The sequence below is a fragment of the Nocardioides anomalus genome (assembly GCF_011046535.1).
Lineage (GTDB): Bacteria > Actinomycetota > Actinomycetes > Propionibacteriales > Nocardioidaceae > Nocardioides > Nocardioides anomalus.
In genome coordinates this window covers 3,972,722-3,985,487 of the sequence record NZ_CP049257.1, presented here as the reverse complement: position 1 = coordinate 3,985,487, position 12,766 = coordinate 3,972,722, and the positions used below count along the sequence as shown (strand labels likewise).

Annotated in this window: 12 protein-coding genes; 3 read left to right on the top strand and 9 right to left on the bottom strand. The window is 72.6% G+C overall.

The window, feature by feature from the left end; all coding sequences use genetic code 11:
• Positions 1 to 20: 20 nt before the first annotated feature.
• Both G5V58_RS19880 and G5V58_RS19875 read right to left on the bottom strand, forming a co-directional pair.
• Positions 21 to 1,376, bottom strand: coding sequence for a serine/threonine-protein kinase (locus G5V58_RS19880; protein ID WP_165236585.1), 1,356 nt, complete (start codon positions 1,374 to 1,376; stop codon positions 21 to 23).
• Positions 1,377 to 1,431: 55 nt separating this feature from the next.
• Positions 1,432 to 2,604: an acyl-CoA dehydrogenase family protein gene (locus tag G5V58_RS19875; protein ID WP_165236583.1), complete on the bottom strand. Its 1,173-nt coding sequence runs from the start codon at positions 2,602 to 2,604 to the stop codon at positions 1,432 to 1,434.
• Between the two features lie 17 nt (positions 2,605 to 2,621).
• Between G5V58_RS19875 and G5V58_RS19870 the strand changes: the two genes are divergently transcribed.
• Genes G5V58_RS19870 through G5V58_RS19860 form a run of 3 tightly spaced genes read left to right on the top strand, consistent with a single transcriptional unit; the run spans position 2,622 to position 5,001 of the window.
• Positions 2,622 to 3,095 (top strand): hypothetical protein, encoded by a 474-nt coding sequence (locus tag G5V58_RS19870; protein WP_165236581.1) that lies wholly within the window; start codon positions 2,622 to 2,624, stop codon positions 3,093 to 3,095.
• Between the two features lie 12 nt (positions 3,096 to 3,107).
• A complete protein-coding gene (locus G5V58_RS19865; RefSeq protein ID WP_165236579.1) occupies positions 3,108 to 3,893 on the top strand; it encodes a crotonase/enoyl-CoA hydratase family protein in 786 nt (261 codons plus the stop codon).
• A gap of 7 nt (positions 3,894 to 3,900) precedes the next feature.
• The gene (locus G5V58_RS19860; protein ID WP_165236577.1) at positions 3,901 to 5,001 is read left to right on the top strand and encodes a hypothetical protein; all 1,101 of its coding nucleotides are present in this window, start codon (positions 3,901 to 3,903) and stop codon (positions 4,999 to 5,001) included.
• Between the two features lie 655 nt (positions 5,002 to 5,656).
• Here G5V58_RS19860 and G5V58_RS19855 read toward each other — a convergent pair.
• The 7 genes from G5V58_RS19855 to G5V58_RS19825 are packed head-to-tail and all read right to left on the bottom strand — an operon-like array spanning position 5,657 to position 12,765.
• A complete protein-coding gene (locus G5V58_RS19855; RefSeq protein WP_165236575.1) occupies positions 5,657 to 6,100 on the bottom strand; it encodes a thioesterase family protein in 444 nt (147 codons plus the stop codon).
• Positions 6,097 to 7,038 carry a 3-hydroxyacyl-CoA dehydrogenase NAD-binding domain-containing protein gene (locus G5V58_RS19850; RefSeq protein ID WP_165236573.1) on the bottom strand — a complete coding sequence of 314 codons (942 nt, stop codon included), beginning with the start codon at positions 7,036 to 7,038 and terminating at the stop codon, positions 6,097 to 6,099. The genes G5V58_RS19855 and G5V58_RS19850 overlap by 4 nt, the downstream gene beginning before the upstream one ends.
• Complete coding sequence (locus G5V58_RS19845; protein ID WP_230486773.1) at positions 7,035 to 7,922, bottom strand: BKACE family enzyme; 888 nt, start codon at positions 7,920 to 7,922, stop codon at positions 7,035 to 7,037. Before G5V58_RS19845 ends, G5V58_RS19850 begins: the two co-directional genes overlap by 4 nt.
• Positions 7,923 to 7,938: 16 nt before the next feature.
• The gene (locus G5V58_RS19840; protein ID WP_165236571.1) at positions 7,939 to 9,057 is read right to left on the bottom strand and encodes a serine hydrolase domain-containing protein; all 1,119 of its coding nucleotides are present in this window, start codon (positions 9,055 to 9,057) and stop codon (positions 7,939 to 7,941) included.
• A 5-nt stretch (positions 9,058 to 9,062) separates the two neighbouring features.
• Complete coding sequence (locus G5V58_RS19835) at positions 9,063 to 10,871, bottom strand: ABC transporter ATP-binding protein (protein WP_165236570.1); 1,809 nt, start codon at positions 10,869 to 10,871, stop codon at positions 9,063 to 9,065.
• The gene (locus G5V58_RS19830; protein WP_165236568.1) at positions 10,871 to 11,734 is read right to left on the bottom strand and encodes an ABC transporter permease; all 864 of its coding nucleotides are present in this window, start codon (positions 11,732 to 11,734) and stop codon (positions 10,871 to 10,873) included. Before G5V58_RS19830 ends, G5V58_RS19835 begins: the two co-directional genes overlap by 1 nt.
• Entirely contained in the window at positions 11,731 to 12,765 is a 1,035-nt protein-coding gene (locus G5V58_RS19825) for an ABC transporter permease (RefSeq protein WP_165236566.1), read from the bottom strand. The genes G5V58_RS19830 and G5V58_RS19825 overlap by 4 nt, the downstream gene beginning before the upstream one ends.
• Position 12,766: the final 1 nt, after the last annotated feature.

Here is a 12,766-nt window from a genome sequence, read left to right as displayed (position 1 = left end):
GGTAACCGCGCGCCTGCCGGTCAGACCGCTCCGCTGTCGGCGCTGATGAGCCCGTCGGTGACGGTCAGCTCGCGGGTCTCCTGCTCGGTGCGGCCGTCGGTCGTGTAGGTCAGCGTCACCCGGACGACGTCGCCGTCCGCGCTGACCTCGTCGACCGCGACGTCGTCGATGGTGGCCCAGAAGCCGTCGTAGGTGCCGCGCCCGATCCGCGCCTGCATCCCCGCCGAGAGCATCGCCCAGCCGGCGTCGGTGTCGTCGGGCAGCGTGGCGTAGTAGTCCGACACCAGTGACGCCGCGTCGCCCGCGGGCGGCTCCGGCGTCGGGTCCGGGGTGGGGGTCGGCTGCGGCGACCGGCTGGGTGTCCTGGTCGGCTCCGGTGTGCTGCTCGCCGGTCCTCGGCCGGGGGAGGCCGTCGGGGCGTCGGGGCGGTCCTCGCCCTGGGTGAGCCACCACCCGCCGAGGCCGGCCAGGGCGACGAGCAGGACCAGGACGAGCGCCATCACCGGGCCGCGCCGACGCGCCGGCGCCGGCGCCGGCGGTGGCTCGGGGGCGGGCCGGGGCGTCGGTGCCGGCCGGGTCGCCGCGGCGCGCAGGGCCGCGGCGGACTCCTGCATGGTGGCCCGGGTGGTGGGGTCGGGGTCGAGCATCCGGCGCAGCGGCCCGGTGAGGGGACCGGCGCGGGTCGGCTCGGGCGGCGGGTCGTGGGCGATGGCGTTGAGCACGGCCAGGGCGTTGACCTGGTCGTCGTACGGTGCCCGACCCTCGGTCGCGGCGTGCAGCGAGACGCCGAGCGCCCAGACGTCCGAGGCCGGCGTGGGCTCATCGCCGCGGGCCAGCTCGGGTGCGAAATACGCCGGGGTGCCGGTCACGAGCCCGCTGCGGGTCAGCTGCTCCTGGCCGACGGTGCGCGCGATGCCGAAGTCGGCGATGAGCGCGTGGCCGTCCTCGTCGCGGACCAGGATGTTGCTCGGCTTCACGTCGCGGTGGACGGTCCCGAGCGCGTGGGCGGCGGCCAGCCCGTCGGCCACGTCCGCGCCGATCGCGGCCACGCGGGCGGGTGGGAGCGGGCCGTCCTCGCGCAGCATCGCGTCCAGGGTGCGCGAGGCGACGTACTCCATGACCAGCCACACGTGGTCGCCCTCCTCGAGGGCGTCGTAGAGGGCCACGACGTTCGGGTGGCTGAGGGCGGCGGAGTGCCGGGCCTCGCGCAGGGCGCGGGCCAGGTGCAGGCTCGACTCGCCGGGCAGGCCGCCGACCTGCTTGACCGCCACCGGGCGGCCCAGCCGCTCGTCACGGCACAGCCAGACGGCGCCCATGCCGCCGCGGCCGATCTCGCGCTCCACGCGGTAGCGGCCGGCGATGAGGTCACGCGGCACGGCTCACCCCCGCTGGTCGGTCCGTCCCGGGTCCGCTACCCAGCGGACGCCGGTCTCACGCGCCCGGGTGCTCGATGCGGCCGTCGTGGTCCTGGTCGAGCGAGCGGCCGATGACCATGCGCTGGATCTGGTTGGTGCCCTCGAAGATCTGCATCACCTTGGCCTCGCGCATGTAGCGCTCGACCGGGAAGTCGCGGGTGTAGCCGTAGCCGCCGAAGACCTGCACGGCGTCGGTGGTCACCTTCATGGCGTTGTCGGTGGCCACCAGCTTGGCGATCGAGGCCTCGCGGCCGAACGGGAGCCCCTGGTCACGCAGCCGGGCGGCGTGCAGGGTGATGGCGCGGGCGGCCTGGGTGTTGGCCTCCATGTCGGCCAGGATGAACGCGAGGCCCTGGTGGTCGATGATCCGCTTCCCGAACGTCTCGCGCTCCTGGGCGTAGGCCACCGCCTGGTCCAGCGCCCCCTGAGCGAGCCCGGTGGCCACCGCCGCGATGCCGAGCCGGCCGGAGTCGAGCGCGGCGAAGGCGATGCGCAGCCCCTCGCCCTCCGCGCCGAGCAGCCGGTCGCCGGAGATGCGCACGTCGTCGAAGTTCATCGCGCTCGTGGTGGAGCCCGTCAGCCCCATCTTCTTCTCGGGCGGGTTGGCCGACAGGCCGGGCGCGTCGGCCGGCACCAGGAAGCAGGAGATCCCGCGGCTGCCCTCGCCGGTGCGGGCCATGACCTTGTAGAAGTCCGCGAACCCGCCGTGCGTCGTCCAGGCCTTGGTGCCCTTGATGACCCACTCGTCGCCGTCGCGGCGGGCGGTGGTGCGCATCGCGGAGGGGTCGGAGCCGGCGTGCGGCTCGGAGAGACAGTACGCCCCGAGCAGCTCGCCGCCCAGCATGTCCGGCAGCCAGCGCTGCTTCTGCTCCTCGGTGCCGCGCGTGGCCAGCCCGAAGCAGGACAGCGCGTGCACGCTGACGCCCACGCCGACGCTGGCCCACACCGCGCCGAGCTCCTCGAGGACCTGCAGGTAGACCTCGTAGGGCACCCCACCCCCGCCGTACTCCTCGGGGTAGGGCAGCCCCAGCAGACCGGCCTGCCCGAGCTTGGTGAAGATGTCGCGCGGGAAGGTCCCGTCGGCCTCCGCGGCGATCGACCGGTCGGCCAGCTCGTCGGCGGCGATCTGGCGCACGAGCCGCAGCAGGTCGGCGGTCTCCTCGGTCGGCAGCACGCGGCGGGCGGTCACTCCGCCACACTAGTTCGGTGGCCGAGCGGACCGATGAGCTCTGGGAGCAGGACGACGACGCCCCGCTGCGCTGGTACGCCGTGACCTTGTTCGTCCTCGTCGTGGTGGCCGGTTTCGCGGTGGGCCTCTGGTGCCTCGCCGGCTGGGTCCAGGGCTGCACCAACAAGAAGCTGGGCAGCGCCGTCGCCCGGGACTCGCCCCGTGGGGCGCTCTGCCACTCGGCGCACGGGGCGGCGGTCCTGGTCATCCCGGCCGGCTGGCTGCTCGGCCTCGGGCTCGCCTGCGTGGCCCTGCTGCGCTGGGGCGGGGGCGTGCTGCGGGCCGTGCTGTGCGGCGCACTGCTGCTCACCCCGGTGGCCCTCCCGGCCGCGGCCTACGGCGGCCTGCGGCTGTCCAGCACCTCGTGCTCCGACGACGAGCTCGACGCCTACCGCGCCTGGAGCGACCAGGGCGGCCGGGGCACGCCGCCGTACGACTGCCGCACGTTCTGACATCCTGCGGTGATGAGCGACCCCGCTGAGCCCGCCGCCGCGGCCGTCCGGACCCAGGAGCGCGACGGCGTCCTGGTCATCACCATCGACCGGCCCGAGGCCCGCAACGCGATCAACGGTGCGGTCGCCCGAGGGGTCGCCGACGCGCTCGACCGGCTCGACGACTCCGGCGGGCTGCGCGTGGGCGTGCTGACCGGCGCGGGCGGGGTCTTCTCCTCCGGTATGGACCTCAAGGGCTTCCTCGCCGGCGACGTCCCGGTCATCGCGGGCCGCGGGCTCGGCGGGCTGACCGAGCGACCGCCGCGCAAGCCGCTCATCGCCGCGGTGGAGGGGTACGCCGTCGCGGGTGGCTTCGAGCTGGTCCTCGCCTGCGACCTCGTGGTGGCGGGGGAGGGTGCGCGGCTCGGCGTACCGGAGGTCAAGCGCGGGCTCGTGGCCGGTGCCGGCGCGGCCGTGCACCTGCCGCAGCGGATCCCGCCGGCCATCGCCCTGGAGATGCTGCTGACCGGCGACCCGATCACGGCCGGCCGAGCGGCCGAGCTGGGGCTGGTCAACCGCGTGGTGCCCGACGGCACCGCGCTGGACGGCGCGCTCGAGCTGGCCGCGGCCGTCGCCGCCAACGGCCCCCTCGCGGTGGCCGTCACCAAGCAGATCGCGCTGGCGGCCCCCGACTGGAGCCACGCCGAGCGGTGGACCCGGCAGGGCGGGCTCATGGGTCCGGTGTTCAGCTCCGAGGACGCCCAGGAGGGCGCGCGGGCCTTCGCCGAGAAGCGCCCGCCCGTCTGGAAGGGCCGCTGAGCCCTCGATGGACACGACCACCACGCTGGTCTTCGTCGCCGTGGTGGGCGGCCGCTTCCTGCTGCCGCTGCTGATCCCGTACTACCCGCTGCCCGCGGTCGTCGCCTGCCTGCTGCTCGACGGCGTGGACCAGACGATCTTCCAGCTCTTCGGTCACGACCCGCCCGGCTACCAGGCCTACGACAAGGCCATGGACGTCTACTACCTGTCCATCGCCTTCCTGGCCACGCTGCGCAACTGGGCCAGCACCCCGGCGTTCCGGATCGCCTGGGCGCTGTACTTCTACCGGCTCGTCGGCGCCCTGCTCTTCGAGCTGCTGCACGTGCGCTGGCTGCTGCTGGTCTTCCCCAACGTCTTCGAGTACTTCTTCATCGCCTACGAGACCGTCCGCTCCCGCTGGCGCCCGACCTCCCTGCTCGTCGGCTGGTGGCTCAGCGCGGCCGCCGTGATCTGGGTGTTCGTCAAGCTGCCTCAGGAGTGGTGGCTGCACGTGGCCGAGCTCGACGTCACCGACGAGCTCGGCGCCCACACCTGGGTCGTCGGCCCGCTCATCGTGCTCCTCGGCGGCCTGGCCCTGGCCTTCCAGAAGCTCGTCCGCCCCCGCCTGCGCCCCACCGACTGGGACTGGCGCTTCCGCCCCGAGCCGCTGCCCGAGGAGATCGACGAACCGGAGGAGCAGAGCGCCTGGCGGATGCGCTACGACGCCGTGCTCTCGGCCAACACCGCCGAGAAGGTGCTGCTGCTCGGCCTGGTCTCGTGCATCTTCGCCCAGATGCTCCCCGACTTCGAGGGCTCGACCGCCAACCTCTTCGTCGGCGTCAGCGTCGCGGTCGTCCTCAACACCGCCGTCACCCTCGCCGCCGCCCGCCGCCGCTGGACCTTCCGCTCCACCGCCCTGGCCTTCGCCGTGCGGCTCCTGCTGAGCGTCGTCGCGGCGTACGTCGCGAACTGGTTCCTGCGCGGGCGGCTCGACGGGTACGACACCCTGTTCTTCCTCACCATGATCTCGCTGATCACGACGCTGCACGACCGGTGGCGGCCGGTGCGGGAAGTGCGGGAGGTGTTGGCAGAGGGGTTGCCGGTGCCTCGGCTGGACGTGCGGCGGTAGTTGGTCTGGGTGCTGTGTCTCGTGGTGCTGCTCTCTGGTTTCCGGCCGCCTGTGGGCTGACCCGGCCCCCGCTTGACCGCAGCCCCCTCACCGAACGCAACCGACGCCGTGTTGCACGCGACTGCTCCCAGCGTGGTTGCGTTGCGTGTGCGTGCCCCACGCCGCGGGTCTAGCGTTCGGCGAGGGGGCTGCGGTCCGGCGGTGACCGGGTCAGCCCACAGCCGGCCTGGTTCGGCGCGGCACCGTCTCGTCTCCGCCTTCACGGGTGGGGGTGGGGTGCGGTGCGGGTTGCCGCGCCCGGCGCCGAAAGCTTGTAACGCGCAGTTGTCGGATCTTCCGACCCGTTGCAGCGGGTCGACAGTTCCCGTAACTGAGCGTTACAAGTGCGTGGAGGCGGACCTCAGCGTGGTCGCCGAAGGCGGCCGCGCTTTCGTGGGGCGGGGCGCAGCCTCGCCCTCAGCGCGCCCTCACCAGCCAGACCGGGTCCCGCTGTCGAGGACGGACCTGTCGCCGGAGGCCGCCGTCCGCCACGAAGTGGCGCGTAGCGTCCTTGACAGCGGGAGTCGGGCTGGTGAGCGCGCGGCCGCTACGCAATTGGTCCCGCCAAGCTCAAGAAGCTTCGAGGCAGGCGAGAGCCGAGCACGAAGACCGACCTTCAGCGACGAAGGGCGATCTGACCAGACGCTTCCTCGGGAGCCTCGACCAGCAGCGCCCGCGCGGCGGCCGCAACCTCGTCGGGCAGCGGCGACGAGGACCCTCCCGTCACGTGGACCCCAAGGACCTCTTCGGTCGCCCGGAGCCGGCCGTCGGCGTACATCTCGTGCCAGATCCAGAGCAGCTTGCCCGTCACCCCGATGACCGAGGACCGCACCTCGAGGTCCACGCCCAGGGAGACCTCGTCGAGGTAGCGCACGTGCGCCTCGACCGTGTAGAGCGAGGCGTCGTGCTCGGAGCGGTACGCCGGTCCGAGCCCGACCGCGTCCATGACCGCGTCGGTGGCGTGACCGAAGACGAGGACGTAGTAGGGCTCGGACAGGTGGCCGTTGTAGTCGATCCACTCCTCGACGACCGGCTCGCGCCAGATGACCGGCTCGCTCATGCGCGCCCGAGGGCGCGCAGGACGGCGATGACGCCGCGGTCGCGCTCGGCCACGAGGTCGTCGATGGAGCGGCCGTCGGCCTCGCGCTCGCAGCCCTCGACCACGGCGTCGCGCAGCTCGGGCGTGAGCTCGGGCGCCTCCAGGCGGGTCCAGGGCGAGAGCAGCGAGGGCCCGAAGTGGTCGAGCATGTGCGCCATGCCGCCCTGGCCGCCGGCCAGGTGGAAGGTCAGCATCGGGCCCTGGAGGGCCCAGCGCAGGCCGGGGCCGTCGGTGATGGAGAGGTCGATCTCCTCGACGGTGGCCTCGCCGTTCTCCACCATGTGCAGGGCCTCGCGCCAGAGGGCCTCCTGGAGGCGGTTGGCCACGAAGCCGGGGACCTCGCGCTTCATCTCGATGACCGACTTGCCGGCGTGCCGGAAGAAGTCGGCGGTCCACGAGACCACCTCGGGCGACGTCGCCTCGCCGCCGACGACCTCGACGAGCGGGATGAGGTACGGCGGGTTGAAGGGGTGGCCCACGACGAGCCGCTCGGCGTGCTCGGCGCGGGTGGCCATCTCGGTCATGCCGTAGCCCGAGGTGGAGGAGGAGATGACCACGTCGGGCGGGGTGGCGGCGCTGATGTCGGCCAGGAGCGTGCGCTTGAGCTCGAGGTCCTCCGGGGCGGACTCCTGGACGAAGTCGGCCTGGGCGCAGGCCTCGGCCAGGGTGTCCACGACGGTCAGGTGGTCGACCGACGCGCCCGCGGCGAGGCCGAGCTCGGTCAGCGCGGGCCAGGCCGCGTCGACCAGGTGGCGCAGCCGCTGCTCGGCGTCCTCGGCCGGGTCCCAGGCCACCACGCGGTAGCCCTTGGCCAGGAAGTAGGCCACCCAGCCGCCGCCGATGACGCCGGCGCCGACGCAGGTGACGGTGCGGACCTCGGTCGGTGCGACCCGGCTCATGCGCGCGGCTTGAGCGCGAGGATCTCGCGTCCCTCGTCGGGGGTGGCGACCTTGGCGCCCATGGACTCCACGATCGTCTTCGCCCGCTCGACCAGCTGGGCGTTGGTGGCCTTGACGCCCTTGGCCAGGTAGAGGTTGTCCTCCAGCCCGACCCGGACGTGCCCGCCGAGCAGCACCGACTGCGCGACCCACGGCATCTGCATGGGGCCGAGCGCGAACGACGCCCACACGGCGTCCTCGGGCAGCTGCTGGACCATCGACATGAGGGTCATCGGGTCGGCCGGGGCGCCGTACGGGATGCCCATGCAGAGCTGGTACATCGCCGGGGCGTCGATGAGCCCCTCCTCGACCAGCGTCTTGGCGAACCACAGGTGGCCGGTGTCGAAGATCTCCATCTCGCAGCGGACGCCGAGCTCCTGGATCTTCTTGGCGCCCTCGCGCAGCATGTCGGGCGTCGAGACGTAGACCAGCGAGCCCTCGCCGAAGTTCAGCGACCCGCAGTCGAGGGTGCAGATGTCGGGGAGCAGCTCCTCGACGTGCGGCAGCCGGTCGGCGCCGGAGACCAGGTCGGTGCCCTCGAGGAAGCTCGTGGGGTTCTGCGGGTCGAGCACCAGGTCGCCGCCCATGCCGGCGGTGGTGTTGATGATGACGTCCACGTCGGCGGCGCGGACCCGCTCCACGACCTCGCGGTAGAGCGCCACGTCGCGCGAGCCGACCCCGGTCTGGGGATCGCGGACGTGGATGTGGATGATCGTCGCCCCGGCGCGGGCCGCGGCGATGCCGGACTCCGCGATCTGCTCGGGGGTGACCGGCACGTGCTCGGAGCGGCCGACGGTGTCGCCGGCGCCGGTCAGCGCGCAGGTGATCATGACGTTGCGGTTCACGGGAAGGACTCCTTCTTCAACTGGTTCGGCTCGGTACGGCGTCCAGCAGGGCGTGGAGGCCGAGATAGGAGAGGTCACGCGCCTGGCGGTCGACGAGGAAGTCGTCGTAGGGCCACAGCGACGTCTTGACCACGACCGCCCGGGACACGCGGTCGGCGCACGCGAACTGGCCGCGGCTGCCGTCGGCGGTGAGCCGCCGCCCGGTCGCGTCCATCGGCCACCAGTGGTGCCCGAAGCCCGCGAAGCTGGTGATGCTGCTGGGCAGCCGGCCCACGCCCAGGAAGGGGTACGCCGGGCGCGCGGCCGCCTGCACCCAGTCGGGGTCGAGCACCGGCGCGCCGTCGTCGGCCCGGCCGTCGACCGCGAGCAGCGCGACCTTGGCCCAGTCGCGGCTGGTCGCGGCCAGCGCGCCGCCGGCCAGGGCGACACCGGTGCCGTCCACGCCCACGACCGCGTCGTGCGTGCAGCCGAGCTCGGCCCAGAGCGCGGCCACGTCGTCGGCGTAGGCCACCCCGGTCGCGCGCTCGCGCACCCAGTCGAGGACCTGGGAGTCGGCGGTGTTGTAGCTGAACCGGGTGCCGGGCGCGACGCCCGAGCGCACCTCGCGCAGCAGCGCGCGGGAGTCGCCGTCGGGGAAGCGGGCCAGCAGCCGCGAGGCCAGGCTGTCGGGGTCGCGGTGGTCCTCGACCCAGTCCACGCCGGTGGTCATGGTGAGCAGGTCGAGGACCGTCGTGCCGGCGTACCCGCCGCCCTCGAGATCGGGGACGTGCGAGGTCACCGGGTCGGTGGTCGCCAGCGCGCCGGCGCGCACCGCCCGGCCGACCAGGTGGGACAGCACCGACTTGGTCATCGAGGCGCCGAGGAACAGCGTGTCCGGCCCCAGGCCGTCGGCGTACCACTCGTGGACCACGCGGTCGTCCTCGACCACGACCAGCGAGGTCGCCCAGGTCTCGCTGAGCCAGTCGGACAGCCCGCGGACCCGGCCGGCGCCCACCACGTCCACCTCGAGGGGCCGGGCCTCGGCGGGCAGCGCCCGTGGCGCCGTCGCCGGCACCGTCGCGTGACGGTACGCCGGCTCGTGGTGCGGATCGGTGAAGGTGAGGGAGCCGAGCCTGGTCCCGGTGGTGGCGGCCAACGAGGTCAGTCGATGCTCGGGCTGTTGGCCAGGAGCTTCTTGGTGTACTCCTGACTCGGGGTCTCCATCACGGTGACGACCGGACCGGCCTCGACGACCTTGCCGGCCTGGAGGATCTCCACGCGGGTGGCGATCGAGCGGACCAGCGCCAGGTTGTGGGTCACGAAGAGCATCGAGATGCCCCGCTCCACCCGCAGCCCCTCGAGCAGGGCCACGATCGAGCCCTGCACCGAGACGTCGAGGGCCGAGGTGATCTCGTCGCAGATCATCACGTCCGGCTCGGCGGCGAGCGCCCGGGCGATGGCGACGCGCTGGCGCTCGCCGCCGGAGAGCCGGCTGGCCTGGTAGTGCAGCATCTGCGGGCCGAGAGCGACCTGCTCCATCAGCTCCAGCACCCGCTCGGTGGCCGCCTTGCCCTTGGCCAGGCCGAACAGCTCCATCGGCCGCTTGATGATCTGCTCGATCGTCAGCCGCGGGTTCAGCGAGAGGTAGGGGTTCTGGAAGATGTACTGGATCCGGCGACGGTCCTCGGCGCTGCGCTGGCGCGCGCTCCTGGCCAGCTCGCGACCCTCGAAGGTCAGCGACCCGGTCCACTCCTTGTGCAGCCCGCCGACCGACCGCGAGATCGTGGTCTTGCCGCTGCCGGACTCCCCGACGAGCGCCACCACCTCGCCCTTGGCCAGGTCGAAGGTCACGTCGTGCACGACCTGCTTGCGGCCGTAGAACACGTTGAGCCCGTCGACGGCCATGATGACCTCGCGCTTGCGGTCGGGGTCGGCGTCCGGGACGGTGCCGCGGTTGATGTCCCAGGTGCCGATCTCCTCGACCCGGATGCACCGGACCTGGTGGTCGGGCGCGACCTCGCGCAGGGCGGGGACACCCTGGCGGCACTCGTCGATCGCGAAGGCGCAGCGGTCGTTGAACCGGCAGCCGTCGGGGCGCCGGCCCGGCGACGGGGTCCGGCCCGGGATGCCCTTGAGCGCCCGCGCCTGGCTCAGGTGCGGGATCGAGTCCAGCAGCGCCCGGGTGTAGGGGTGCGAGGGGTTGGCGAAGATCGTGTCGCGCGGGCCCAGCTCGGCGATCTGCCCGGCGTACATCACGGCGACGCGGTCGGCGATGTTGGCGATGACCGCGAGGTCGTGGGTGACGTAGAGCGCGCTGACGCCGTAGGTCCGGCACAGCTCGGCCATGGTGTCGAGCACCATCTTCTGGGTGGTCACGTCCAGACCGGTGGTGGGCTCGTCGAGGACGAGCACCTTGGGCTTGGGCAGGAACGCCATCGCCAGCGCGACGCGCTGCACCTGGCCACCGGAGAGCTGGTGGGCGTAGCGGCGCAGGAACTCGTCGTCGTTGGGCAGCCCGACCTCGGCCAGGCCGTCGCGGGCCGCCTGCAGCCGCGACTCGCTGGTGCCGATGCCGCGCAGCTGCTGGAGCTCGACGAGCTGCTTGCCGATGCGGATGCTCGGGTTGAGTGCGGAGGCCGGGTCCTGCGGGACGTAGGCGATCTCCTCGCCGCGCAGCTTGCGGACCTCCTTCCAGGGCAGCTGGAGCACGTCACGGCCCTCGAGCAGCACCTTGCCGGCGGAGATCGTCGCGCCGGCGCGGGCGTAGTTGAGCAGCGAGGTGCCGACCGTGGTCTTGCCGGAGCCGGACTCGCCGACCAGGCCGACGACCTCGCCCGGGCGGAGCACCAGGTCGATGTCCTCGACGATGTCGACGTCCTTGCCGGTCAGGCTCACCCCGAGGTCCTCGATGATGAGCCCCTCGGTCTTCCTGACCTGGTGGCCGGCGTCCGGCGTGGTTGCGGTGCTCATCAGTCGTCCCCTCGCTGGCTGACCTGCGCCAGGCCGTCAGCCATCAGGTTGGTGGCGATCGTGAAGATGCCGATGACCAGCACGGGCGCCAGCACGGCCCACGGCTGGGTCTGCAGACCGAGCCGGTTCTCGTTCATCATCTGGCCCCAGTTGGCCGCACCCGGGTCGGCGGCGAAGCCCAGGAAGCCCAGGGCGGCGACCACGCCGATCGAGTAGGTCAGCCGCAGCCCGGCCTCGGCCAGCAGCGGGCCGATCATGTTGGGCAGCACCTCGGCCACGATCACGCGCGAGCGCTTCTCGCCCAGCGCCTCGGCGGCGACCACGAAGTCGCGCGAGACGATGCCGAGCGCGACGCCCCGGGAGACCCGGGCCACGCGCGGGGCGTGGGAGGCGCCGACCAGCAGCACGATGACCGCCGCGGAGGAGTCCTGCAGCGCGGTGAGCACGACCAGCGCCAGCAGGATCTGCGGGAAGGCGAGCAGCACGTCGTTGAGGCGCATGATCACCTCGTCCCACCAGCCGCCGCTGTAGGCCGCGACCACGCCGATGAGCACACCCAGGACCATGCCGAGCAGGGTGGCCAGCACCGAGATCGCCAGCACGCCCTGACCGCCGTGCATGAGCCGGCTCAGCACGTCCTGACCGATGTAGTCCGTGCCGAACAGCCCCTTGGGGGAGTACGGCGGGCCGGCGGTCTCCTGCTCGCCGTACGGCGCGACGTACGGCGCGAAGATCGCGAAGAGCACGACCAGGACGGTCACGCTGAAGCCGACCGCGAACCGCTTCTGGCGCAGGGCCCGGCGGAAGAAGCCGGCGGGTGCGGGGGTGGTCGCGGCGCTGGGAGGTGTCGTCGTCGTGCTCATGAGGAGATCGCCGTCCTCGCTCGGGGGGTCAACAGGATCGAGAGCACGTCGGCCACCAGGTTCACGATGATGTAGACGCCCGCGATGATCATGCTGAGCGCCTGGACCATCGGGACGTCGTGGTTGCGGACCGAGTCGACGAGCTGCTTGCCGACCCCGGGGTAGGTGAAGAGCGTCTCGACGAGGACCACGCCGCCGGCCAGCCAGGCCAGCTGCAGCGCGATCACCTGGATGCCGGGCACGATCGCGTTGAGCAGCGCGTGCTTGCGCATCACCACCGGCTCGGGGATGCCCTTGAGCCGGGCCAGCTCGACGTAGTCGCTGTCGAGCACCTCCAGCAGGGTGGCCCGGACGATGCGGGAGACGTACGGCGTCACCGCGACCACCAGGGTGGCCACCGGCAGCACCATCCCCTTGGGGGTGTCCCACGGGTGGCCGCTCTGCGAGGCGATGGTGACCGCCGGGAAGATGTGGAACACCGAGGTCGAGAACAGCGCGAGCAGCAGGATGCCGGTGACGAACTCGGGCACGCCGGCCAGCGCCAGCAGGATCGTCTGGATGACCGTGTCGGGCCGCTTGCGGCGGTAGTGGGCGGAGATCATCGCGATGCCGAAGGCCAGCGGGATCATCACCAGCGCCGAGAGCAGCACCAGCACCAGGGTGTTGAGCACCGTGTCGGAGATCTGGTCCCAGACCGGCAGCTGGTTGGCCAGCGAGGTGCCGAAGTCCCCGGTGAGCAGGCCGCCGAGCCAGTCGAAGTAGCGCTGGACGATCGAGTCGCCGACGCCGAGCTGGGCCTCGAGCTGCTCGCGGCGCGCGACGTTGGTGGTGTAGTCGCGCCCGAGGATCGCCCGCACCGGGTCGCCGAGGGCGGCGGTGGCGAGGAAGACCAGGATCGAGACCAGCCAGAGGGTGAGGACCGCCAGGCCGAGGCGGCGTGCGAGCCAGATGCCCCACGCCGCCCCGCCGGAGCGTCCTCGAGGAGGTGCGACCTCCTCGAGCGGATTCGGGAGCGTCGCTACCTGGGTCATG

Bases quoted from the DNA above. Each gene is read 5' to 3' on its own strand.
- G5V58_RS19825 (WP_165236566.1), bottom strand. From the start codon at position 12,765: ATGACCCAGGTAGCGACGCTCCCGAATCCGCTCGAGGAGGTCGCACCT.
- G5V58_RS19865 (WP_165236579.1), top strand. From the start codon at position 3,108: ATGAGCGACCCCGCTGAGCCCGCCGCCGCGGCCGTCCGGACCCAGGAG.
- G5V58_RS19860 (WP_165236577.1), top strand. From the start codon at position 3,901: ATGGACACGACCACCACGCTGGTCTTCGTCGCCGTGGTGGGCGGCCGC.
- G5V58_RS19835 (WP_165236570.1), bottom strand. From the start codon at position 10,871: ATGAGCACCGCAACCACGCCGGACGCCGGCCACCAGGTCAGGAAGACC.
- G5V58_RS19855 (WP_165236575.1), bottom strand. From the start codon at position 6,100: ATGAGCGAGCCGGTCATCTGGCGCGAGCCGGTCGTCGAGGAGTGGATC.
- G5V58_RS19850 (WP_165236573.1), bottom strand. From the start codon at position 7,038: ATGAGCCGGGTCGCACCGACCGAGGTCCGCACCGTCACCTGCGTCGGC.
- G5V58_RS19830 (WP_165236568.1), bottom strand. From the start codon at position 11,734: ATGAGCACGACGACGACACCTCCCAGCGCCGCGACCACCCCCGCACCC.